22 protein-coding genes are annotated in these 23,938 nt (G+C 63.2%); 9 read left to right on the top strand and 13 right to left on the bottom strand.

Going from position 1 to position 23,938, the window contains the following annotated elements; genetic code table 11:
- Positions 1-180 precede the first annotated feature (180 nt).
- Entirely contained in the window at positions 181-306 is a 126-nt protein-coding gene (locus F6X39_RS33590; protein ID WP_260321215.1) for a hypothetical protein, read from the top strand.
- A 55-nt stretch (positions 307-361) separates the two neighbouring features.
- Complete coding sequence (locus F6X39_RS33585; protein ID WP_187619783.1) at positions 362-2,326, top strand: enterotoxin; 1,965 nt, start codon at positions 362-364, stop codon at positions 2,324-2,326.
- Between the two features lie 258 nt (positions 2,327-2,584).
- Here F6X39_RS33585 and F6X39_RS33580 read toward each other — a convergent pair whose 3' ends face one another.
- On the bottom strand, positions 2,585-4,456 hold the full coding sequence (locus F6X39_RS33580; protein ID WP_187619782.1) for a beta-galactosidase: 1,872 nt from the start codon (positions 4,454-4,456) through the stop codon (positions 2,585-2,587).
- Between the two features lie 300 nt (positions 4,457-4,756).
- Here F6X39_RS33580 and F6X39_RS33575 point away from each other — a divergent pair, with 300 nt between their 5' ends.
- A complete protein-coding gene (locus tag F6X39_RS33575; RefSeq protein ID WP_184073667.1) occupies positions 4,757-5,248 on the top strand; it encodes an aminoacyl-tRNA deacylase in 492 nt (163 codons plus the stop codon).
- A 136-nt stretch (positions 5,249-5,384) separates the two neighbouring features.
- Here F6X39_RS33575 and F6X39_RS33570 read toward each other — a convergent pair whose 3' ends face one another.
- Positions 5,385-7,754 carry a filamentous hemagglutinin N-terminal domain-containing protein gene (locus F6X39_RS33570; protein WP_187619781.1) on the bottom strand — a complete coding sequence of 790 codons (2,370 nt, stop codon included), beginning with the start codon at positions 7,752-7,754 and terminating at the stop codon, positions 5,385-5,387.
- Positions 7,755-8,104: 350 nt separating this feature from the next.
- Here F6X39_RS33570 and F6X39_RS33565 point away from each other — a divergent pair, with 350 nt between their 5' ends.
- Together F6X39_RS33565 and F6X39_RS33560 are read left to right on the top strand one after the other, a co-directional pair.
- The gene (locus F6X39_RS33565; RefSeq protein WP_187619780.1) at positions 8,105-9,280 is read left to right on the top strand and encodes a sensor domain-containing diguanylate cyclase; all 1,176 of its coding nucleotides are present in this window, start codon (positions 8,105-8,107) and stop codon (positions 9,278-9,280) included.
- A 170-nt stretch (positions 9,281-9,450) separates the two neighbouring features.
- Positions 9,451-10,143: a cytochrome b/b6 domain-containing protein gene (locus tag F6X39_RS33560; protein WP_187619779.1), complete on the top strand. Its 693-nt coding sequence runs from the start codon at positions 9,451-9,453 to the stop codon at positions 10,141-10,143.
- Between the two features lie 44 nt (positions 10,144-10,187).
- On the opposite strand, the gene F6X39_RS33555 is transcribed toward F6X39_RS33560, so the two are convergent.
- Complete coding sequence (locus tag F6X39_RS33555) at positions 10,188-10,649, bottom strand: CHRD domain-containing protein (protein ID WP_187619778.1); 462 nt, start codon at positions 10,647-10,649, stop codon at positions 10,188-10,190.
- Positions 10,650-10,985: 336 nt separating this feature from the next.
- Here F6X39_RS33555 and F6X39_RS33550 point away from each other — a divergent pair, with 336 nt between their 5' ends.
- Positions 10,986-11,240, top strand: a complete 255-nt coding sequence (locus F6X39_RS33550; RefSeq protein WP_410450662.1) for a GGDEF domain-containing protein — start codon at positions 10,986-10,988, stop codon at positions 11,238-11,240.
- Positions 11,241-11,406: 166 nt separating this feature from the next.
- On the opposite strand, the gene ilvD is transcribed toward F6X39_RS33550, so the two are convergent.
- Entirely contained in the window at positions 11,407-13,269 is a 1,863-nt protein-coding gene (ilvD, locus tag F6X39_RS33545) for a dihydroxy-acid dehydratase (protein WP_187619777.1), read from the bottom strand.
- On the bottom strand, positions 13,262-13,681 hold the full coding sequence (locus F6X39_RS33540; RefSeq protein ID WP_187619776.1) for a hypothetical protein: 420 nt from the start codon (positions 13,679-13,681) through the stop codon (positions 13,262-13,264). The genes ilvD and F6X39_RS33540 overlap by 8 nt, the downstream gene beginning before the upstream one ends.
- 68 nt (positions 13,682-13,749) lie before the next feature.
- Between F6X39_RS33540 and F6X39_RS33535 the strand changes: the two genes are divergently transcribed.
- Positions 13,750-15,141 carry a short-chain fatty acid transporter gene (locus F6X39_RS33535; RefSeq protein WP_090807457.1) on the top strand — a complete coding sequence of 464 codons (1,392 nt, stop codon included), beginning with the start codon at positions 13,750-13,752 and terminating at the stop codon, positions 15,139-15,141.
- A 319-nt stretch (positions 15,142-15,460) separates the two neighbouring features.
- Here the strand turns inward: F6X39_RS33535 and F6X39_RS33530 are convergent, their stop codons facing one another.
- The 4 genes from F6X39_RS33530 to F6X39_RS33515 all read right to left on the bottom strand — a co-directional run bounded on the left by F6X39_RS33530 (position 15,461) and on the right by F6X39_RS33515 (position 18,992).
- A complete protein-coding gene (locus F6X39_RS33530; RefSeq protein WP_090807459.1) occupies positions 15,461-15,892 on the bottom strand; it encodes an NUDIX hydrolase in 432 nt (143 codons plus the stop codon).
- 23 nt (positions 15,893-15,915) lie between these two features.
- On the bottom strand, positions 15,916-16,560 hold the full coding sequence (locus F6X39_RS33525; protein WP_187619775.1) for a LysE family translocator: 645 nt from the start codon (positions 16,558-16,560) through the stop codon (positions 15,916-15,918).
- A gap of 105 nt (positions 16,561-16,665) precedes the next feature.
- Positions 16,666-17,646, bottom strand: coding sequence for a substrate-binding domain-containing protein (locus F6X39_RS33520; RefSeq protein ID WP_187619774.1), 981 nt, complete (start codon positions 17,644-17,646; stop codon positions 16,666-16,668).
- Complete coding sequence (locus F6X39_RS33515; RefSeq protein WP_187619773.1) at positions 17,643-18,992, bottom strand: leucine-rich repeat-containing protein kinase family protein; 1,350 nt, start codon at positions 18,990-18,992, stop codon at positions 17,643-17,645. The genes F6X39_RS33520 and F6X39_RS33515 overlap by 4 nt, the downstream gene beginning before the upstream one ends.
- Before the next feature lie 299 nt (positions 18,993-19,291).
- On the opposite strand from F6X39_RS33515, the gene F6X39_RS33510 reads away from it, so the two are divergent.
- Positions 19,292-19,915, top strand: a complete 624-nt coding sequence (locus F6X39_RS33510; RefSeq protein ID WP_187619772.1) for a methylated-DNA--[protein]-cysteine S-methyltransferase — start codon at positions 19,292-19,294, stop codon at positions 19,913-19,915.
- Between the two features lie 134 nt (positions 19,916-20,049).
- The gene (locus F6X39_RS33505) at positions 20,050-20,355 is read left to right on the top strand and encodes a panthothenate synthetase (RefSeq protein ID WP_187619771.1); all 306 of its coding nucleotides are present in this window, start codon (positions 20,050-20,052) and stop codon (positions 20,353-20,355) included.
- A gap of 8 nt (positions 20,356-20,363) precedes the next feature.
- Here the strand turns inward: F6X39_RS33505 and F6X39_RS33500 are convergent, their stop codons facing one another.
- The 4 genes from F6X39_RS33500 to F6X39_RS33485 form a co-directional block, all read right to left on the bottom strand.
- A complete protein-coding gene (locus F6X39_RS33500; protein WP_187619770.1) occupies positions 20,364-21,605 on the bottom strand; it encodes a Zn-dependent hydrolase in 1,242 nt (413 codons plus the stop codon).
- Positions 21,606-21,609: 4 nt separating this feature from the next.
- Positions 21,610-21,807: a helix-turn-helix domain-containing protein gene (locus tag F6X39_RS33495; protein ID WP_316251748.1), complete on the bottom strand. Its 198-nt coding sequence runs from the start codon at positions 21,805-21,807 to the stop codon at positions 21,610-21,612.
- Between the two features lie 93 nt (positions 21,808-21,900).
- Positions 21,901-22,608 (bottom strand): dienelactone hydrolase family protein, encoded by a 708-nt coding sequence (locus tag F6X39_RS33490; protein WP_090807471.1) that lies wholly within the window; start codon positions 22,606-22,608, stop codon positions 21,901-21,903.
- 325 nt (positions 22,609-22,933) lie between these two features.
- Positions 22,934-23,938, bottom strand: a 1,005-nt coding sequence (locus F6X39_RS33485; RefSeq protein ID WP_187619769.1) for a porin, incomplete at its 5' end; no start/stop codon positions are given.

Raw genomic sequence — 23,938 nt, 5'->3', positions numbered from 1 at the left:
ACAGTAACGTTGCGACGCCGGCTGACCGATTCCATCGAACTATTGCATCGACCGGTTGAATCCGCCACCGCAAGCAGCCGTTGGTTTCGCACCGCGCCGAAGGGCGGCAGTGGGTCGTAAGTACGCGTTGGCGGATTTGAGAGTCGCCGCTCCGGAGCCGCCTCGGGCGAGCGCTACGGTGTGCCCGGCAACGAAGCGGTGCTCAACGCGTTCTTGCGCTACCACCATACGCAGGGGCTTTCCGAACGGATAATGACTATCGACGAACTGTTCGCGCCCTCCACCACGGCGCAGTTCGTTATCTGACGCCATTCGCGGGGGCGGCGAAAATCTCTTCCTCTGGCCCGAGACAGGTTTCTCCATGCGCGCCAACCATGCTTCGCCTACGCAAACTGGCATGCCCGTGCTCCAGACGACGGGCCATATCTCCTCGTTCGGCAACGACGCGATTGCATTGCGCTGGACGAACGAGGACGAACGTCTCGCCGGTTTCTCACTGATCGACTGCGAGCGCAAACGCACGTTGCGCATCGTCGCGCCGCTCACGCTCACGCTCGCTGACGGAACCACCATGGGCCTGGCCGAGCTGAGGGTCGTTGCGCCCGTGAGCGACGCTGCGCTCGAACCCAACCCGCATGCGTCCCGCTTGGGCGAACGAATCGCAGGGCGACGCGCGAGCGTCTCCCTGGTAGATACGCATGGACGCCTAAAGGTGCAATGGAGCGTGGAGCAGCGCGAAGGGTCGCGATATCTGCGCGTCCAGCTGGCGATTACCGCGCTTCTTCAGGACGAAGCAATTGCTGCCGTGTCGTTGCTGAAGACGCGCGCTCCAGGCGCCAGGGCCAGTAGTGAGCGCAAGGGCACGCCGGTCATTGCGGGCAACTTCTATCTGGGCTTCGAGCACCCGCTGGCGACAAGTCAGGTGAAGGGCGACAGCCTCAGCTTCATGCTGCATCGCGCGTTGCCGCTGGAGAAAAACAGGACGCTGGTCTACTCCGCTGTGGCAGGTGTAGCCAGCGACGGCCAGGTTCGGCGCGACTTCGGCATCTATCTGGAGCGGGAACGGGCTCGCCCGTATCGCCCGTTTCTGCACTACAACAGTTGGGGCGACATCGGCTACCTCACGCCGTACACGCAGGAGCAGGCGCTCGAGCGCATCGCAACAATCGGCCACGAGTTGCACATAGCGCGCGGGGTGCAGATCGATTCGCTTCTGTTCGACGATGGCTGGGACGACCTTGGCGGCGGCTGGCAATTCAGCAAGGCATTTCCACATGGCTTCGTTCCGCTGCGCGACGCCGCCGCGCGATTCGGCGCCGCTCCCGGCATATGGCTTTCCCCGTGGGGCGGCTACGGTATGCCGAAACAGGAACGCGTGACGCGAGGACGCGCCGCTGGTTATGAGGTCATCGACAACGGTCTCGCATTATCGGGGCCGACGTATTACCGGCGCTTTCATGAAGTCGTGATGGACTTGCTCGACAAGGGCGGCGTCAACCATTTCAAGTTCGACGGCACAGGCAATGCCGACAGGGTGTTCCCCGGCAGCCTGTTCGACAGCGATTGGGACGCGGCGATTCAACTGATCGAGGACATCCGCGCGGCCAAGCCCGAAATTTTCATCAATCTCACCACAGGTACGCATCCGTCGCCGTTCTGGCTGCGCCACGTCGACTCCATCTGGCGCGGCGGCAGCGACGATGGCCTGGCGGGCAGCGGCACGAACCGCGAGCGCTGGATCACATACCGCGACACGCAGACGTATCACAACGTCGTGGAGCGCAGTCCGCTCTTTCCACTCAATTCGCTGATGCTGCACGGCATCCTCTACACGCAGTGCAATCCACGCCTCAATGCGTCGGCGGGCGACGCATTCTCCAACGAAGTGTGGTCGTTCTTCGGGACCGGCACGCAATTGCAGGAGCTCTACATTACGCCGGCGCTGCTGGGCGAGCACGACTGGGATGTGCTTGCGCGCGCCGCCCAATGGGCGCGAGAAAACGGCGACATTCTTCGCGACAGTCATTGGATCGGCGGAGCGCCGGACGAACAGGCGGCCTATGGTTGGGCAGCGTGGGCGCCGCACAAGGCGATCGTGACGCTGCGCAATCCTCACAGTCGCACGCAACGCTTCACACTCGACCTGCGACGCCAACTGGAACTGCCGGATAACGCGGCGGCACGATTCGAATCGCGCAGCCTTGGGCGTGCGGGGGATTCCGGTATTCCTGCTCAACTGGACGCTGATCTGTCGCAAGCAGTGCAACTGGCGCCGTTCGAAGTGCTTACGCTCGAACTGCTGCCGGTTGCCGCCGCGAAGCGGTGAAGGGGGGACGAGGCGTAGGCGCTAGGGTCTGTTTACATATGGAACGCACGTGCGTTGCCGCGAGAAGGGCCGCTCGCAAGGATTGCGACGCCGCGAATACTCGACGTATTCGCAAGGAGCATGACGCAGCGAGCGGCCCTTCTCGCGGCAACCCCAGTTCTGAATTTCATTCCAGGGGAATGCCCGCTATCGGCCGCACGGCGGCGTCGTGCGTCCGATAGCGGGCATTCGCACGTGCGTTCCATATGTAAACAGACCCTAGTACAACCTGTCGGCCAGTTGAATCGGCTTTGCCTCGATCTGATGGAGGTCGAAGACCAGCACCTCGTTGTTACCTTGCACGAGCCACGGCGCGGGACAATACAGGCGCCTTTGCGGGCCGATGTTCCAGTAGCGTCCGAGATTGTGGCCATTGACCCAGACGATACCCTTGGTCCAGTTGCTCATGTCGAGCCAGGTGTCGCCGACTTCAGTCAGCAGCACGCTCGCCTTATAAAAGAGACCGGGTTTTCGTGGGTTCGTGCAGTCTTCGTTGAGGTTGGCGATAAACGTTTCATCCATCGGCAGCAGATAGATGTCCCATTCCTCAAGCAACGCGAGCGAGCCGTCGACGTGTTTCATCGTGACCGGCTCGAGCAGACCTTTACGGTCAACGATCGCGGGTCCGAAGTTGACGCGCCCCATGGCCTCGACGAGTATCTCCAGCGCTACCTGGCCGTCCGGGTTCGACCCGTGCTTGTGCCGCGCCGAAGGCAGCGCAAGCGGCGCGCGATGCATCATGTGGAGCGACTGCGCGTACTTCTGCGGCAGTTGCGCTCTCGATACGCCGCCCGCGTACCGTTCACCAAGGAAAACCGTTGCGTAGTCGTGAACGGCGCTGATATCCAGCACACCGCGCGCGTGCTCCGGCAAAGACTTGCGATACAGCACGAAGCCAAACGCCTGACCGTAGCGTTCAAACGACTGCGGCTCGACGCCATGCTCGCGTGGCAGTGCCGCGGGCAGGTTGTCCCAGATCGAGGCGTAGAGCGTTGGCATCAAGGCCTCAGCGCCTGCGCAGTCAAGCGTGGCGATGACCTCGGGTATGGCTGGCAAGGGTTCGGGCAGATAGCTGGCGATCAGGTCTCGATACTTGATGTACTTCGGCGTCGCCATGCCTTGCTCGCTGATCGGCGCGCAGTAGTCGTAGCTCGTGATGTCGGGCTGATAGTTGCCTGAACCGTCCACGTTCGCGCCGGCAAAAAAGCCAAAGCTCGTGCCGCCGTGAATGACATACAGGTTGAACGACAGTCGCGCCTCCATGAACGTGGCCAAGGTACTGGAGAGGTCGTAGTCCACGCCCGCGAACCCCGCTTCGCCCCAATGCGTGAGCCACCCTGGGTACACCTCGCCAGCCATCGCGGGCACCGAGGGGAATTCGCGGCGCACGGTTGCGATCTGCGCTGCGTCGCCGTTGCTCAGCGCGATCGCGCCGCCCGTTACCGTGGTGCGATTGCGTTCGAGTTGCGGGAGACCGTCTTCGGTGTAGAACGGCCCGGTTATGCCTCCTGCTAGCCAAAGCTGCCTGAGCTCTTCGAGGTAAGCCGGATTGCTCGCATACGAACCGAATTCGTTCTCGATCTGGATCATCAGGATCGGTCCGCCGTGCTCGCTCATCAATGGCTTGATACGCGCAACCAGTTCGTCGATATAGCGAGCCACCGCGGCCATGTAGCGAGGATCGGTGGCCGAGTCGGTCCGCAACTGGATGTCCGGATCGCGCAACAGCCAGGATGGGAGGCCGCCCAGATCCCACTCCGCGCACACGTAAGGCCCGGGGCGCAACAGCACCCACATCTGCTCGGCTTGGCATAGGCGGATGAAGGCCTCGATATCGCGATTCCCGCTGCGGAAGTCGAACACGCCTCTATGCGTCTCGTGGTAATTCCACATGATGTACAACGCGATGCAGTTCATCCCCATCGCCCTTGCCATGCGGATCCGGTGTCGCCAGTACTCGCGCGGGATGCGGGCTGGATGCATCTCGCCGCTGCGAATCTGGAACGGCAGGCCGTCGAGCAGGAAATGTTCGCCGTCGGGGCTAAAGGAGAAAGTATGGCTGCGTTCGAGGTTCACGATGGGCGTTGTCAAGTTGACGAATGCAGGCTACTTGTAAATCGGCTGCACCTGCGAGAACGGTAGAACGCAGTTCCTTAACGATCAACAGCTTGCGAACTTTTTCGGTCCGCGGCGGCGCCATGCCTCGCACGGACCAAAGGTGTCGTTCGCCGGACCGGCCGACCAACGTCAGCTGAGGAACGGCGGATTCAACCGGTGGATTCGATCGCGCGATGGAATCGTTCAGCTGGCGTGCGTATTGCCGGTGCGTGAACTATTCTGAAAAGATCGCAATTGTTCATTCCTTTTCAGGTATTCGACAGGAGGTGTGCCATGTCGATGTCGCCAACCTTGCAGGACTGCCTGCGCAGCAAGGGTTCCCGCTACGAAGTCGTGCGTCACCCATACAGCCACTCGAGTATCGAAACGGCTGCTGCGGCGCACATTCCGGGCGACCGCCTCGCCAAGACCGTGCTCCTCGAAGACGAACACGGCTACGTGGCCGCCGTGCTGCCGTCAACTTACGCCGTGCAGCTCTCCGAACTCTGGAACAAGACAGGGCGCCGGCTCGCCCTGGCCACGGAAGTCGAACTGCGCGAATTATTCAAGGACTGCGATGTGGGTGCGCTGCCGCCAATTTGTATGGCGTATGGCATGAAAACCTACCTGGAATCCAGCCTGGCAGGCCAGCCCGACGTCTACTTCGAGGCGGGCGATCACGAAGAACTGATTCATATGGAAGCGGATCAGTTCCTCATGCTGATGGATGATGCGGAGCGCGCCCATTTCGCCCGGCGGATGCGAGGGTTGAGCGGGCGGGCCTGACCCACCTGGCCAGCCCGTGCGCTGGCCGCGATAATTTGACCGCCTTTTGCTTCATTTGTCAGGGGTAACTAATCAGCGGAAGCTAGAATTTTTTTCCAACTTCCGCTTGATTAGTCACGCGTCATTGCGCGAGCTGCTAGCGCAGCACCGGATGCGTCGCGCCGGCAGGCATCGCCCACACCCCCGTCGGACTGAAGTCATAACCCACGAATGATGCCGGTGTGCTCATCTGCGCGGTGGTCAGCCCGTTCGCCGCGGGAATCGGCGTGCCGTACACGACGCCGACTGTGGCGGTCGTGGTGTCGGTGTCCCAGTACACATCGTTCCCGATCGTGCCGGTATTGGCCCGCGCGATGCCGATCGGCTGATAGGACGGCTGAGTCACGAGACCGGTTGCGAATGACTGGGTGATCGTTCCCGAGTTTATGACGACGAGGCCGGCGCCGCCGCATGGCGTACCGGCAGCGCCTCGGCAATAGCCCAGAAGCGTTGTCGAGCCGGTTGCATAAGACTGGTTGATCGTGCCGCTGTTATCGCCGACAAGGCCGCCGCCGCCCTCATTGATATAACTCAGCGAAACGACCGGACCCGTGGCGAACGACTGGTCGATCAGGCCGCTATTCGCGCCCACCAGACCACCGAGCACATTCCCCGCGGTCACGGCGGCGCTGCTCGAAGAACGCTGGATCGAGCCGGCGTTAGCGCCCACGAGCCCACCGGCTATCGAAAAGTCGAGCAAAGCGAATGCGCCAGGTCCACCGCTAAGAACCGTGCCGGACGTATTCACCCGCAGGACCGTGCCGTTGTTCATGCCGGCCAGCAAGCCCATGTAGACGCTGGCCATCTGGTTGGGAGCCGTGCTCGCCGTGCCCGAAATGTCGACGTTGCGCACGACGCCCTGGGCGCCGATCACGCCGAACATACCCATCAATCGTACGAACTGGGAAGGCGCCAACTGCGCGACCGTTAGCGAACTGATCGTATTGCCTTGTCCGTCGAACTGCCCCGTGAACGGTGTGTCGACGCTGCCGATTGGAACGAAGGCGGTGTTGCTCGTCGCGCTCGCATCGATATTCTTGCCGAGCGCGTAGTTACCGGTGAGGTCGTTGGCGACATTCGACAGATCGGTCAGCGAGTTCACCAGCTTGTACGCGGTGATCTGCGTAACCAGACCGCTGAATGCGGGGGGCGTCCACGCCGGGTTGCTCAGTTGGGTACCGGCAACGTATGTGCCGTTCATGTCATAGAAAGCGCTCAGCGCGCCGGTGCTTTTCGACCAGTCGAGCGTGCCGTGATTCACGACGCTGCCGCCGTTGTCGCTTCCGGTTGCGTCGGCGCGCAAGCTCAGATTGCCCGCGCCTTTGTTCGCAATCGCCGCGCCGCTCGCGACCGATACGTCGCGGTACGCGGCGAGCGTCAGCGAAGCGGGACCAGACCAGCGCAGGCTCGATGCGACGTCCAGATCGCCCGTCGCGCCCATCGCGCCTGTCGTGGCGACATCGACAGAAGTGCCCGAATTCAGGCTGCGGCGCAATGCGCGAGCAGCGGAATTATCGATCGTGAATGCGGGCGTCGAGAGATTCCATTCGCCCGCATGAACGGCTGCCTTTGCGCCGAACGCCAGTTGCGCCGCGCCAGTATCGACCGTCCCGCCGCTGCCGTCCGCGTTGCTGGCGGTGATCGTGCCCAACTGCTCGACACGGCCGCTGTCGGCGACGAGCCAGACATGTCCGTCGCGGTTCGCCGTGCCCGTCGCCCGAATGCGCGTGCCACCGCCGGCGAGCGCAAACACGTTGCCATCGGCGGCCTGCAGGCTGATCTGCGCGGCTGCGATGCGTCCACTGTTGACGACCGTACCAACGCTCCCCGTCTGCACGAAAACCTGTTTGCTGCTGGCCGAGTCCTGTAACAGCACCTGTGCGCCTGCGGCCAGTTCGGCCGTGCCGCCTGGCGCTTTGATCGTGCCCGCATTGACGACCGCGTTTCGCGCGATCAGGAAGACATCGGCGCCGCTCGAACTGATTTTGCCGAGGTTGATCACGCTCGCATTTGACTCGCCCGACAGCGTGAGTGCGTCGCCTTTAATGAAAGCACAGTTGCAGACATCGAGCGTAGACGCGACGAAACGTCCACCCGTTGTCACGACGCCCGAGGGGCCCACGACAATGCCCTGCGGATTGATCACATACACGCTGCCCGTTGCGCTGAGTCTGCCGAGGATTGCCGACGGCGAGCCGCCCGTGACCCTATTCAAGGTCGCGCCGGAGCCGTTGTCGAACGTCACGCGGTTGTGGGCTCCGACAGAGAAGCTGTTCCAATCGATCACGCCGCGCGTCGAACCCGGCTGCGTGACCAGCAGCGCATTGCCATGGCTCGAGATGGTGCCGGCCCCGGCAACGTATTGGCCGCCCTGCGGAAGAACGCCTGCTGCGCACGCAAGGTGCGTCGCAGACAGACCGGCAACGGAAATGCACAGGAAAAGCAGCGATAGTACAGGACGCGTCATACATCCCCCTTTCCGCGCGGGCACGCATGGGAGTGCGCTTGAAGAGCCGGTCTATGTCTATGAAGAATAGCAATTTGGCGCTGCTGCGCCTCGCGATGAACTCAACCTTTCGCGACGATTTGTATTGGCTTTGCGCCGACATGGCGCGTTGCGCAGAAGATGCCAACCGGCGAAATTTCTGCGTTCACTGTGTAGTTTTTCGGTCGACCGTAGGCCCACCCGCCCGGCTTCGCGTCTCCCCACGACCCATTCCGATATCATTTCGCAAGGATGCGCGGCGTTTGCCGTTATCACGTATGTAATCTCTAACCTTTTCCCCGTTGCAGCGGGGACGCGCTCTGAAGTCAGCGATGAAAGTCGATCTAGCCACGCTTTACCTTCTTGTGATCGGAACCTTGTTTGCCAGTTCCGCCATGATGTATTGGGAACACCTGTCCCATCCCAAGCGCGGCAAGGAATTACGAATGCTGGCGGCCGGCTATGCGACCCTCGGAATCGGTTGCGCGGCGGCTGCATTCCGGGTTCAACTGCTCGGTGCAGCTGGCCCCGCAGTGAGTAATCTCGTGATTCTCACCGGCTATCTGCTCGTCCTGGACGGTGTGGCCATGTTCAACGGCCGGCGATATCTCGCGAGCTCGATCGGGTTGCTTCTGCTGATGGGGCTCACGTGGGCCGTGGCTGGCGTGCGTTGGCAGGCTGCCGTCTGGATGTACGTCAGCGCCATCCCGATCGCGCTGGCTTCCGCCATGACGTCGCTCGAACTGCTGCGAGGCGACGGCATGCCGGCGGTTCAATCCCGGCGCGTCGCCGTGGCGGTAACGGGCATCCACGCGCTGTTTTACGTCGCCCGGGCTTTCGTGCTGCCATGGCTGGTGCCGATCTTCGGGCCGCGCGTGCTGGCTGTCTCCAGCGAAATCACGATGTACGAAGGGGTTCTCTACTCGGTCATTTTGCCGATGACCTTGCTCCGGCTGACTCGGGAAGAAATTCATGGTGAGCTTTTGCAGGAGTCCCGCACGGATTACCTGACTCGCCTCGGGAATCGAAAGTTGTTTTTCGAAGAGGGGGAGCGGGTTATCAGCGACCACGGCATAAATCGACTACCCGTCACACTTCTTGCGTTCGACCTCGATCACTTCAAGAGAATCAACGACCACTTTGGGCACAAGACCGGCGACGAAGTTTTGAGGTCATTCGCGGAAACCGTTCGAGCCGTGACGGGTACGGACGCGATTCTTGCACGCATCGGCGGCGAAGAATTTGCCGCCCTGCTGCCGGGCTACGACAGCGACCGCGCAAAAAAGCTAGGCGAGAACGTTCTCAGCCGGTTCGCCGCAATGTCCCATGGCGCCGACGGCGACCGGATTCACGCCACCGTCAGCATTGGACTCGCCGAGTCAAGTCGCGAAACGGCTTCCCTCACCGACCTGCTCTCAGCCGCCGACCAGGCGTTGTATCGAGCCAAGTCGCTGGGCGGCAATCGGCTTGAACAGACGCCAACGACCGCGCTCGCCGCCGCTAGCTGATCTTCGAGTGGCAATCGGATTGAAGCTCCCGCCGGATAGAGTGTGGGGAAATTTCCGGTCCCGCTCGAAACACTGAATTCGTTTGCCAGCACGGCTGCGTCGATTTTCCGCGTGGCCGAGGAGCCACGCGGATTTTCGTCCGAGCGCGATCGCGCACGCAGGTACGACACATGGATGCTCACGAACCCGACACGCGGCCGACCCAGCCCGTAACCCGCCCCGTCCTTGTCTGGGACGCGCCGGTGCGGTTGTTTCACTGGCTGGTGGTCGTGCTGGTCACGGCCGCGTATGTCACGTTGAAGCTGAACTGGATCGACTGGCACGTGCGCGTCGGCGAGACGCTGCTCGCCCTTGTTATTTTCCGGCTGCTGTGGGGCTGCTTTGGCAGTGAGACCGCCCGCTTTCGCAGTTTCGTGGCATCACCCGCGGCTGCGCTTCGTCATTTGCGCCGCCTGTTTCATCGCGAGCCCGATTTGCAGGTAGGCCACAATGCGGCCGGCGGCTGGATGGTTCTATTTCTGCTCGTCTTGCTGCTGACCGAGACGCTGAGCGGGCTCTACGTCAACAACGACATCGCCGACGAAGGGCCGTTTAGCGAACTGGTGCCCGCGTGGCTCGCCAACGCAATCTCGGCGTTGCACGGCCTGGTCTGGTACGTGCTGCTCGCCGCGGTGGTGCTGCACGTGCTCGTGATCGCCCTCTACGCGGTAGCGAAGGGACACAACCTGCTGCGCCCGATGCTGACCGGCTACAAACTGCTGCCCTCGTCCGTGGACGCCCCGCGGCAGGCGCCAGCGCTGCTGGCGCTGCTGCCATTCGGCGTCGGCGTTGCCGTGGTGATGCTGCTCGCGGCTTATCTGTGAGCCTGCCGCAAACCCGCTCTCCGGGCGCGGCTACCGTGCCTGCATCAGTTGCCCTTCGGTGGCTTCACCTGGCCGCGAATCTCGCCATTCGGATTGTTCTTCGTGTGAACGTTGATGTACATGTCACCGGCTTCGAACATCTTGGCTTCGTCCGGAGATAGCGTGGCCTGACCGGTGATCGGGCTCGTCACCTCCGTGGTGCCCTTCTGCGACAGCCAGACCTTTACGCCAGCGTTTTTACCGGCCGGGGCGGGTCCGTGGAAATGCGCCATCGTGGTCGGACTCGTCAATCCGCTGAAGCTGATGTTCCAGGTGACGACCCGCGTGCTGGGGTCGTACGTGAGCTTGGCGCTGCCGCTGCCAGGCGTCTGCACCGGCGGAACCTGTTGGGCGCCCGTCAAAGGCACCTCAAACGAGACGGGCGCCGCTTGCGCCAAGGTCAGCGCACCCGCCAAGGCCAAACCACCGAACACCATGAAAGCGCGCCGCGTGATGGATCGTGACATCTGGTTTTCTCCTGTTGGGTTTGCCCTTGGTGAGCGGGCGATTATTGAAGACTGCAGAAGACCTCGTCGGCGTTGTTGGCAGCCAAACAAGTGAGTCAAGCATAGACGCAAGCAGGCCGTAACGCGAAGGTTGCATGAGGCCGAAATCCGGCTATGCGTGGCAACCGCCCCGTTACGTCGACGCCAGATGAGTCTGTCCAGCGATTCGAAAGGAAATCGTCGGGCGAAAATCGTTGAAATTTGATCTGGCGCGAAAAATTCTTCCGGTCCGATATGCGCTTTGTGCGGAGGCAGCGGATCTAACTGGCGCGACCTGGTGTTGCGCCAGGAGCCTTCATGGATCACACCCATTGTTACGCTGCCATGTTGCGCGCACTCGTCGCGGCGTCTGCTGCGTGCGCTCCGGCCGGCGACGTCGCATGCACGCTCAGCGCTGGCGTCGACGAATTCGGTGACGGCGACACCGTTGCCTCGGTGATGGCGAGAGCCGATATAGCGCTCTATGCCGCGAAAGCCAACGGCAGAAACTGCGTGATGCTGGCGGGGTCGTCGCAGCGTGCCGATGACATCGTTTCCAGTTTTCCGGCTTAGGAAAGGCTCCGCGCAGGGCTGCGCAGGAGACGCCTGATCGATCGTCCATTCGCACTGCCACCGCAAAAAAAACCGGCATGCAGTCGCCCGCATACCGGTCTCTATTGGAGCCCCAGTCGCGTCACCGCGAAAAGGGCCGCCGCGCTGATCCGCGCCAGTCCGCGCTTTATTTGCGCTTCAATTGCGAAACATCGCGCACCGCGCCGCGATCGGCCGAGGTCGCGAGCGCCGCGTACGCCTGCAATGCCTGCGACACGACACGCTCGCGATTGGTCGGCTGCCATGCGTCGTTGCCGCGCGCTTCCATCGCCGCGCGACGGCGTGCGAGCTCTTCGTTCGACACCGCGAGATGCATCTTGCGCTGCGGAATGTCGATCTCGATCACGTCGCCGTCTTCGACCAGACCGATCGTGCCGCCTTCCGCCGCTTCCGGCGACGCATGGCCGATCACGAGCCCCGACGAGCCGCCCGAGAAACGGCCATCGGTAAACAGCGCACAGCTCTTGCCGAGGCCCTTCGACTTCAGATACGAAGTCGGGTACAGCATTTCCTGCATGCCCGGACCGCCCTTCGGACCTTCATAGCGGATCACCACGACGTCGCCCGGCACGACCTTGTCACCGAGAATCGCGTCGACCGCGTCGTCCTGGCTTTCGAACACGCGCGCGCGACCCGAGAACAGCCACTGCGATTCGTCGACACCCGCGGTCTTCACGATACAGCCCTTCTCCGCGAGATTGCCGTACAGCACCGCGAGGCCGCCGTCCTTCGAGTACGCGTTTTCCTTGCTGCGGATACAGCCGCTCTTGCGGTCCGTGTCGAGCGTCGCGTAGGTCGCTTCCTGGCTGAAGGCGACCGTGGTCGGAATGCCGCCCGGCGCCGCGCGGAAAAATTTCTGCTCTTCCTCGCCAGCGTCGCCGGCGATGTCCCACTTCGCGATCGCGTTGCCGAGGGTGCCGCTATGCACGTTGCCGCACGACAGATCGAGCAGCTCCGCGCGCGCGAGCTCACCGAGAATACCGATGATGCCGCCCGCGCGATGCACGTCCTCGATGTGGTACTTGTCGGTCATGGGCGCGGCCTTGCACAGGCACGGCACCTTGCGCGAGATACGGTCGATGTCCGACATCGTGAAATCGACGCCCGCTTCCTGCGCGGCGGCCAGCAGGTGCAGCACGGTGTTGGTCGAGCCGCCCATCGCGACGTCGAGCGTCATCGCGTTTTCGAACGCCTGCTTGGTGGCGATGCTGCGCGGCAGGACCGAGGCGTCCTCTTCCTGATAATAGCGGCGGCACAGATCGACGACGAGGCTGCCCGCCTGCTCGAACAGGCCCTTGCGCCATGCGTGCGTCGCGACGATGGTGCCGTTGCCCGGCAACGCGAGGCCGATCGCCTCGGTCAGGCAGTTCATCGAGTTCGCGGTGAACATGCCCGAGCACGAACCGCAGGTCGGGCACGCGCTGCGCTCGATTTCGGCGACTTCGGCGTCGCTGATCTTCGGGTCGGCGGCCTTGATCATCGCGTCGATCAGGTCGATCTTCGCGATCACCCGGCCGTCGGTCGGCGACTTGACCTTGCCCGCTTCCATCGGACCGCCCGACACGAACACGACCGGAATGTTCAGGCGCATCGCGGCCATCAGCATGCCCGGGGTGATCTTGTCGCAGTTCGAGATGCAGACCATCGCGTCCGCGCAGTGCGCGTTGACCATGTACTCGACCGAGTCCGCGATCAGTTCGCGCGACGGCAGCGAATACAGCATGCCGCCGTGGCCCATTGCGATGCCGTCGTCGACGGCGATCGTGTTGAATTCCTTCGCCACGCCGCCGGCCGCTTCGATCTGCTTCGCGACCAGCGCGCCCAGGTCGCGCAGATGCACGTGGCCCGGCACGAACTGCGTGAACGAGTTCACGACCGCGATGATCGGCTTGCCGAAATCGTCGTCCTTCATGCCGGTGGCGCGCCACAGCGCCCGGGCGCCGGCCATGTTGCGGCCATGAGTCGAAGTGCGTGAGCGATAGTTAGGCATCTGTATCCTCAGGTATTGCTGTTATCGGTTTTGATGAGCGCCCGCGCGGGCGCAGGAATCGCAGCGCGGACGTTGCGCTGGGAACGAATAGTGCAAGAACGCCAGTAAGACGTCCAATATATTTTTTCTGCGTAATTAGGTCGAGAAAAGTATTAAACGATGCCGCGACCGCCCAGCCGATTTCACCTTTTCTTGACATTGCCCGCTCCCACCGCGAATAATGCAGCGTTCGTTTAACGAAACCGTGTTCACCATAAGAACATTGAAACGGAAACAGAGGTCTTTTCGAGCGCAACACCGGGTTCGAGGCCAGGCGCGCCCAAGCCTGGGCCCACCCTCCTGGATTCGCGCCAATCTGTCCGCTGTGATCAAGATCAGGTAAGGCAAGTTTGCCGCCAATACGCGCCAGCACCCCGCGCCGGCGCGCCGTACCCGCCCCTCCGCCCAGCACAGGGCCGGGCACTACACAGAGTCACACACATGAAGCGAGACACTCCCCCTCACGCCGCCGGCCGACCGGCCGCTTCGCGCGGCATCGTCGAAGGGCTGGTTTATGTTTTCGAGCAGGTCATGCCCGACCCGTTCGTCCTGTCGATCTGCCTGACGTTCTTCGTCGCCGTGCTGGCGATGCTGATCGCACCGAACGGCACACTGCCGACGCTGCTCGATTCCTGGTACACCGGCACGTTCGGCATTCTGGGCTTCGCGCTGCAGATGATCCTGATCCTCGCGACCGGCTACGCGATCGCGGAAGCGCCGATCGTGCAACGCGGTCTGCGCGCGCTCGCGTCGCATGCGAACTCGCCGACGCGTGCCGCGCTGCTCGTGTTTCCGGTCGTCGCGGTTGCCGCGTGGCTCAATTGGGGGCTCGGACTCATCGTCGGCGCGTTGCTGTCGCGGGAAATCGCGCGGCGCGTCGACGTCGACTTCGCATGGCTCGTCGCGGGCAGCTATTCGGCCTGGTCGATCTGCAACAGCGGGCTGTCGAGTTCGATCGCGCTATCACAGGCATCGCACGGCAATGCGCTGAATCTCGTCGAGAAAGCGACCGGCCACGTGGTGCCGCTCAGCGAAACCATCTTCGCGCCGTTCGTGTTCATTCCGACCGTGCTGGTCGTCGTCGTGATGACCGCGATCTTCATCAAGATGCATCCGAAGGCGGAGAACGTCGTCGCGTTTCGTCAGAGCGGCGAAGCAGCCGCCGACGCGCCGAGCGACGACCCGCATGCCCGCGCGAGCAGCGAGACATCGCTCGCGGCGCGCCTCGAACAGTCGATGCTCGGCACACTGCTGATGCTCGCGCTCGGCATCGGCTATCTGGCGCTGACGTGGCACAAGGAAGGATTCGATCTCGACATCAACAACACGATCCTGATCTTCCTGATGATCGGTCTCGCGCTGCAACGCACGCCGATCGCGTACGCGAATTCGATTCGCCGCGCCGCGCGTCAGACCGGCTCGATGCTGCTGCAATATCCGATGTACGGCGGGATCATGGGCATCATGAAGGGCACGGGTCTCGCGTCGATGATCGCGAAAGCGTTCGTGACGATCGCGTCACCGGTCACGCTGCCGCTGTGGAGCTATCTGAGCTCGCTGATCATCACGCTGCTGGTGCCGAGCGCCGGTGGCCACTGGGCGGTGCAGGGTCCGTTCGTGCTGCCCGCGGCGCTCAGCCTGCATGCGTCGGTGCCGCGCACCGCAATGGGCGTCGCGATGGCCGAGAATGTATCGAACATGCTGCAGCCGTTCTGGGCCGTGCCGATCGTCGCGATCGCGGGTATCCGGATTCAGCGCGTCATGGGCTATACGGCGGTGACGTTCGCGGTGTCGCTGGTGATTTACGCGGTGGCGTTGTGGCTCGTGCCGTAACTACAATGACCTGAGATCGAACGATCTCGCTACCGTCAAAACAAAGGGCCGATGAAGCAATGCTTGATCGGCCCTTTGTGCTTTTGCGGCGTACCGCTCGCTGTTACATCTTGACGACGTCCAGCAGCGTCTTTTTGCCGTCCTTGTAGTCGTACAGCGAGATCGCGCCGTGCTGAAGGTTGCCCTTCGCGTCGAACGTCGCGATTGGAGCCGCGTCAATTGGCGGTCGTTTCGTCGCTCGATTCAGCGGGATTTTGCGGGTTTGATTCGTTCAGGAAATCGTCAGCAAAAGTGACGAGATAAGCAGCAACTCTGCGAATCACGGCTTGAAATCGGCCAGCATCACACCGTCGCGGATATGCGCGAGAGCGGCCGCCACGTAGTCGACGACCGGTGCCGGTGGATGGTCGGGCTTCGCCCACACGAAGCCCGAGCACTTGTGCGGCTCCATGTTCGCCAGTTCGCCCTGCCATGAACGGCACACGAGAAAGAAGCTGATGCGGTTCGTGTCCGAGTCGCGCCGCATCACGAGTTTGAATTCGAGCGCGCCGGGCGCGATCGTCACACCGGCTTCTTCTTTCGATTCTCGAATCGCGCATGCCTCGATCGATTCGCCCGGTTCGAGATGGCCGGCAATCAACGCGTACTGGCCGTCCCTGAAACCGGTATTCGCGCGCTGGATGAAAAGGCACTCGCCCTGCCCATTCAGGAACAGCACGTTCACATCGACGATGCTTTGCATTCGGCTCATTTTCTTGCCGGCATCATGACGGACTAGCCGCGTTGCGCGGTCAGCAGCTTGATGCCGAGCGCGACGAAGACGAGCCCGCTGCCGCGTTTGATGGCCGCGACCCACCGGCTGGCTCCGGCGCGCGTATGGATACCGCGCACGCCGAGCGAATAAATGGTGTGCACGAGCGCGACGGTGACCGCGATCGTCAGATACATCACGATGAACTGCTCCGCCAGGCCGCGCTCGTGGTCGATGAATTGCGGCATGAACGCCGATAGAAAGATCATCGTCTTCGGATTGCTGCCGGACACGAGCAAGGCTTCACGGAATACCTTCTTGCGCTCGAACGTATAAGCGGACGATGCGACGCCCGCCGGCTGCGCGGCCCGCGATGCCTCTTTGTTGCCGCCGCGCAGTTGCCTGATGCCGAGATACACCAAATAACCCGCGCCGAGCACTTTCATCGCGACGAAGAGCGGTGGCAGCGTCGTCAATACCGCGCCGACACCTAGCGCCACGAGCGCGACGACGACGCCTTGCGCGAGCAGATTACCGGCGACGCTCGCTGCCGCGCCGCGGTTTCCATAGCGGACCGAATTGCGGATCACGAGCAGAACGTTCGGTCCCGGCGAAATGGTGGTGAGCAGATAGGCTCCGGCGAAAAGCAACCAGGTATGGAAGGACATGGCAGGCCCAGCGGTTCGTTGTGGTTGAATACCAATACACCGGACATCATCATGCCACGGAAAAAATCGCTGCCGCCGTCGCTGCGCGCTAATCGCTACGCCGCTTCAACGTTTCGAGCCCGTCACCAGTTGCAGCGGCGTCTCGATCACCTTCGACAACTCGCGCTGCTTGCGCCGCTCGGTCACCGCCTTCAACGCGAAGTCGATGCCGAACACGGTCTGGCGGCCGGCGAACTGGTTCATCGTCGCGAGCACGCGGCCGTCGGCGAGTAGCGGCTTGATCGCATCGATCGCGTCGTAGCCGGTGACATAGACGCCGCCGCCGCGACCCGCGTCGCGAACCGCGTCGACCGCGCCCATCGCCATGTTGTCGTTGCCGCATAACAGCGCGCGCAGCTGCGGGTGCTCGGCCAGCATTTTCGCGGCCACGTCGCGGGCCTTGCCGTACTCCCAGTCACCGGACTCGACCGCGACGACCTGCACGCTCGCGGCATCCATTGCATCGCGGCTGCCGGCCGTGCGCTGCTGCGCATTGCTGCTCACCGAAATGCCTTCGATGATGCCAACCTGATCGCCGGGCTTCAGCCGCGCGGCCAGATATTGGCCAACCTGCTTCGCGCCGTTGCGATTGTTCGGCCCGACGAACGGCACCGAGATGCCGGCGGCCGCTTGCGCCGCATCGTCGAGCGGGTTGTCGATCGTGATCGTGATGATGCCGGCCTTGATCGCGCGCGCGATCACCGGGATCAGCGCCTTCGAGTCGGTCGGCGCGATCACGATCGCGTTCACCTTCGCCCTGATCGCCTCGTCGACCATGCGGATCTGCGCGGCGGTGTCGGTCTGTTTGGCCGTGCCGCGAATCGTCAGGCTGAATTGCGACGAGAAGTGGTCCTGGTAATTGCGCGCAGCGTCGACCATCGCGACCGTGAACGGGTCAGACATCGATTTGAGTACGAGCGCGATCTTCGGCTTCGTGCCGGGCAGCACTTCGGCGCCGGCATCGTCCGCAAACAGCGCAATGCCAGTGAGACCGGTTGCGGCCAGCGCGCCCGCGAGCAGCACGCGGCGGCGCATGTTCTGCGTCATGGCTTGACTCCTTCGCGGAGGTGCCGATCGAACGACGCTACGCTGGCGGCAATTTCGTCGAAGAGCGGCCGGCTGTCGATATCTTCGCTCAGACAACGCGTCTTCAAGGCGGCGAGTTGCGCGTCGAGTCCACCGGGTACGTCGCAACGCTCGAGCAGTTCTTCGAGCAGACAGCCGTACGCCCTCACTTCGAGCCGCTGCAACGCGATAGCGAGCTCGCGATCGCCGGCGTCAAAAAACGACGCCGCCCCGAAATCGCCGAGCAGCGCGTGCCCCGCGCCGCCGTGCAGGATATTGTGCGCGTACAGATCGCCGTGCATCACGCCGCCCCGATGCAGATGACTCGCGACCTTCGCGATGCCGCTCGCGATACCGAGCACCGTCGCAAGGTCGAAGCGCGCGTCGTCGCGATAGATGTCGCGCGTACACGATGCGAGGCTCGGCGGGCCGGCGAGATTGGCGAAGCGCGTATCGATCAATCCCATCACGAGCCCATGCGTATCCGACGGATGCCCGATCACCTTGCCGAGCACGGGGATCAGGTTCGCATGTTCGCCGCCGCGAATGCAAGCAGCCATCTCGCAGTCGGGCAAACCGTCGCTCGTCACCGCGCCCTTGAACAGCTTGACGGCGACCGCACGCGGCGCGGGCTCGTTGTCCCCGTGCAGCGCCGCGCGATAGATGACGCCCGATGCGCCCTCGCCCAACGGCCGTTCGAGCCGCAACGCATCCCAACGAATGCCGCTGATGGGTGTGTCGATGAGCGCCGCCTGTTCGAGCGCCGCGTTGAACGGATTGCCCGCATACGCGAGCCACGCAAGCCGCGGCAGACGCAGCAACCAACGCGGCAATGCATCGAAACGATTCGCCGCGACCCTCAGCAGTTCGAGCCGCGTGCATGCGAGCAACTCCTCGGGCAGCGCGCGCAGCCGGTTGCCGGCAAGCATCAGCTTCTGCAGTTGCGTGCAGCGGCCGAGCTCCGCGGGCAAGCGTTCGAGATCGTTGTCGGTCAGAATCAGCCAACGCAGCAGCGGCGGCAGCGCGCGCGCCGGCACCTCGCGGATGCGATTCGACTTGAAGCCGATCATGCTCAGTTGCGCGCATTCGCCGAGCACGCCGGGCAATTCGGTGAACGGGTTGTTGGACGCGAACAGGATGCGCAGTTTGCCCAGACGCGGCAGATCGTCCGGCAGCGTCGTCAATGCGTTGTTCGACAGGTCGAGCACTTCGAGCGTATCGGCGAGATCGAAAATCGCGCGCGGAAATTCGCTCAGGCCGCACGCGAGTTTGAGTTCGCGCGCACCCGCCAGTCGCCCGGCCCGCAGTTGTTCTAAAGTCGTGGTCACAGTCGTGGGAAAGAAGATCGGGTAGCGCCCGCAGCGCGTCGTACCGAAGCTGTCGATTTTACTGAGTCGAAGGTCATCTGGGGTTCTCTGCGGTACAGTGACGTGATCATTGCGATGGTCACGCTCGTCGCGGCCATGTCGAATGCGAATGAGACAGCAATATCTGGAGCGCGTTCGGGCCACGCAAGCGACACACTATCGGATAACGGCGCAGCCTTCATACAGTTTTGCGCGTCCGGTCGTCGAACGCCGCCGCCTCGCAAGTCCTTGCGCCGCCACCCTGTCAGGAGCCTGAGAAAGTGACGTATGCATACAAGTTGATCGATTCGCCGGTCGGTCAGTTGAAGCTGGTGGCGAAAGGCGAATGCCTCGCCGCGATTTTGTGGGAGCACGACAAGCCTGACCGCGTGCGACTCGGCGAGATGAGCGAAGCGAACGAACTCGCGGTGCTCGTCGAGACCGCGCGGCAATTGCACGAGTACTTCGCGGGCACGCGCCAGGCCTTCGATCTGCCGCTCGACTTTCACGGCACCGAGTTCCAGAAGCAGGTCTGGCGCGCGCTGCTGTCCATTCCGTTCGGCCAGACGCGCAGCTACTCGGAGATCGCGCAGCAGATCGGCAACCTCAATGCGGTGCGCGCGGTGGGCGCGGCAAACGGCCGGAATCCGATTTCGATCGTCGCGCCGTGTCATCGCGTGATCGGCGCGTCGGGCGAACTGACGGGATTCGCCGGCGGCCTCGCCAACAAGATGCTGCTGCTTTCGCTGGAGGCGGGGCAGACCTCGCTCGAAGCAGCGGCGGATGACGCGCATCGGCTGGCGCCTGACCGGGGAGCGGCGCAAGCTGTCAAGGACGATGCGCCCGCGAAACCGGCGCATCGTCAGCCGAGCCGGGGAACGCAGGGTTCGCTGTTCGGTAGCTAAAGCAGCGCACACCCGGCACGATGCGCCACCCACCGGCCGTAATCGCCGATGCTTCGTCCGCGATCAGCACCATCGCCCGCGCATGCAACACCTATCCTTAAGATGCCCTTTGGGGTATCGAACAGGAGGATGACATGCGCATGCTTCTCAACATACAAATACCGAACGAACCGTTCAGCACACTCGTGCGCGAAGGCCGAATCGGCGACCTGATGAGAAAGATCCTCGAGGACATGAAACCAGAAGCCATCTACTTCACCGAGCAGCAGGGCAAACGCGGCGCAGTGGCGGTCGTCGAGGTCGCCGATGCATCGGCGATCCCCGCGCTTGCCGAACCGTGGTTCCTGACGCTCGACGCCGACTGCGAGCTGCGCATCGCGATGCTGCCCGAGGATCTGATGAAAGCCGGGCTCGACGAGCTCGGCGACAAGTGGAAGTAGCGCGGCCCTCAGGAATGCCCAGCCGATAGCTGCAGCAGCATCGAAGCCGCGGCCGTCGCCGCGACCTGGCAGCCGAGCACGATATGCGCCTCGGCCGTGTCCTCGATAAAGTCGTGACTCACGCCGCCGATGCTCGGCACGAACATCATGCACGCCGGCATGCAACGCGCGATCACCTGCGCGTCGTGCGCGGCGCCGCTCGGCATGCGCAGCCACTGGCCCGGCGCGAGTGCTTCGGCGGCTCGCGCGATGTGCTCCGCGAGCGTGGCGTCCATGCTGACGGGTTCGATCGGCTCGTCGAGCGTCTGCAATTCGACGCTCACCGCGTCGTGCGCGTTGAAATCGCGCACCAGTTCCGCGAGCGCGCGTTCCATGGCCTGAAGCCGTGCGGGGTTCGCATCGCGGAATTGCAGGTACATGTCGGCCGCGCCGGGCACGACGCTCATCGAGCCCGGATCGAGATCGATGCGGCCCACGGTCCAGACGGTATCCGCGTCCGCCAGCTGCCCGAACGCGTCGTTCATCCGCGCAATGAACGCGACGAGCGCCGCGCCCGCGTCGCGGCGAATCGCCATTGGCGTCGTGCCCGCGTGATTGCGCTGACCCGTGAAGCGCAGCCGCGATTCGCGCAGCCCGACGATCGTCGTGACGACGCCGATCGCTTTGCCGATCGCTTCGAGACGTCCGCCCTGCTCGATATGCGGCTCCAGATACGCGACCTGGCGCCCTGCCTCGAAACGTGCACGCGGCCGGCCCGCCAGTCCAGCGGCCTCGAGTACATCGGCGAGGCGTTCGCCCTGCCGGTTCGTCGCGCCGCGAATCGAGTCGTCGACCGCCTCGCCGACGAAGCTGCGGCTGCCGAGCAGGCCCGAGAACGTGCCCTCCTCGTCGATCCACGACGCGACGTCGACGGCGAGGTGCCGCGTCACGTCATGCTCCGCTAGCGCGCGGGCGATTTCGAGCCCGTACATCACGCCCATTGCGCCATCGAGCCAGCCGCCGGTCGGCTGCGTGTCGGTATGCGAGCCGATCACGAGCGCGGGACCGCTATTGCGCGAGCGTCCGAACACAGTGCCGACGCCGTCGATGCGCGCGTCGAGCCCCGCCTCAGTCATCCTGCCGACCAGCCATTCGCGCGCCGCCAGATCGACCGGCGACAGTGCGAGCCGGACCACGCCGGGACCGGTCGCGCCGAAACCGCGCAGCCGTTTGAGGTCGGCCATCAGCCGGTCAGGATCGATCTTCACCACGTTGTCATCTCCATGAATTGATTGCGGATGCCGCCGCGCGAAAATCACCCGGCGACAGATCGTAGGCTCGCTTGAACGCGCGATTGAAATCCGACGCGCTATTGAAGCCCCAGCCGTACGCGACCTCGATCACCGGCCTGCGCGGGTGGCGATAGATGTGGAGCGCTTCCTGAGCCGCGGACGCGTCTATCGTGGGCAACATGCGGCACAGTTCGGACGGCCGTATCAAGAAAGCGCCACGACCGCAGGCACTCTCACGAAGCGGACGAACCGTCCGCTTCCGCCATTCACCAACTCATTTCCACAGCGTGCGGCCAAAGAACGTCAACGTACGATCCCATGCCTGTTGCGCCCAGACCGGGTCGTATTGCGTCCTCGCGATGCGGCCCGACCCGACCGCCGTTTCGTTCGCGAACGCGTGACGCGCCAGATAGCGATGAAACTCGACGTCGACTTTCGCGTCGGTGAGTTTCTTTTCGAGCGCGTCGACGGTGTCGGCGGCGAAGAACTCGTCCTGCAGACCCCAGTGGCCCATCACCGGAACCTTGATCTTCGACGCGTCGATATAGTCGAGCGGCGGGAAGCCATACCAGACGACCCCGGCCGCCACTTCAGGCACGTTGCACAGCGCGAGGAACGTCAGCGCGCCGCCCATGCAATAGCCGGTCAAGCCAACCTTCGCCGCGTGCTGCTGCAGATACTGGACCGCGCCGCGCACGTCCTGCGTTGCGGCATCGCCGAAATCGAGGCCGCTCATCAAGTGGTGCGCCTCATCCTCTTCGACCGTCGACTTGCCGCGATACAGATCGGGCACCAGCGCGAAGTAGCCGGCTTTCGCGAGACGATCGGCGACGCCGCGAATCTGGTCGTTCAAGCCCCACCATTCCTGGATCACGACGACCGCGGGCGCGCCCGCGGTTTTTTCAGGCTTCGCGAGATAGCCCTGTAGCTGCTTGCCATCGGGACGGTTGAACGTGATCATCGAACCTGCGTGTTGGGTCATCGGTCGCTCCTCGAGTAGACGAAACCGCTAGCATAGCGCCACTACCCCGTTTTCTGTTCAATCGGAATCGTGCCAACGCGCGAGCGTGATCCCGCGGAATCTGCGCGTTATGTGAATCGAACAATATGAGGCTCAACATAAGCAAAAATTCGTTAATTGATTCGTCGACGCGAGAGACGCCCTCAGCCGTTTCGTGTTGAAAGCTGGCGTAAAAACGCGACGCAGAAATCAGGCCCGCGCGACATGTGATTTCGCGCACGCATTCAAGCGCTTTTATCCATTGGGTGAATGACTCGACTGAAAGCTTGACGTATTGCGAGGCGCGCTAGAACCGCTCTATCACACCGAATTGGACGCCCGCGACCGGCGCGCCCGGATAGGCAACGGGCAGCCCGGTCACGTTGACGCCGCGCAGCGTGAAGCGCGAGTCGTCGTGATTCGCGAGATAGGCGGCGCTGAAATACAGCAGCAGCGTCGGCGACATGCTGTATTCGAATGCCGCGCTGAACTGGTCCGCGCTGCCGCCAGGCGTCGTGTAGTCGCGCACGTGCGCATAGCCGAGCGAGGCGCGCGCATTGGTCGAAAAACTGTACTGCGCCGACAGCGAGCCGCCCGCGCCGTGATAGACCGGTGTGCCGCCATCGCCGTTGAAAAAGGACAGCCACACGCGCAGCTTGCCGAAGGCGTAGTTCGCGCCGCCGAGGTTCGCGCGCAGCGCGCCGGCACCGTGCGTCTGCTGGCGCGCGTACAGCAGATGCAGGTGGTCGAGCCGATACGACGCGCTCACGTAATAACCGTCGATGCCGTTGCCGTCGGCCTCGGACGGATCGCGCATCGCCATCATCAGCGTCGCACTGAGGCCGGCGATGCGCGGCGACAGATACGCAACCGCGTTGTTCGCATACGGCGTGATCTTCGACAGATTGTTGAGCCCCGAGGCGATCGTGCCGGCGCCGAACGCGTCGAGATCGCCCTTGAACGGGATATAGATCGGCGAATACTGACGGCCGACGCGCAGTTCGCCCCAGCTGCCGCTCGCGCCGATCCATGCCTGACGATTGAAGATCGAGCCGGGCACCTGCAAGCTGCCGTCGGTCGAGCTGAAGCCGTTTTCGAGCGTGAACACGATCGCGTTGCCGCCCCCGAGCGGCTGCGCGCCATGCAGCCCGACCCGCGAGCCGCGATACGCGCCGGAGTCCATGCGCGCGACCCAGCCCGAACCGGGGTCGGTGATTTCGACGCTCGTATCGATCACGCCATACAGCGAGACGAAGCCGGTGTTGATTCCTGAGGCGGCGCCGGTGCCGGTATCGATGTCGGTGACGGCGGC

Origin of the sequence: Paraburkholderia sp. UCT2, from assembly GCF_014397665.1 — a bacterium.
GTDB lineage: Bacteria > Pseudomonadota > Gammaproteobacteria > Burkholderiales > Burkholderiaceae > Paraburkholderia > Paraburkholderia tuberum.
This window is presented reverse-complemented; position numbering and strand designations above follow the sequence as displayed.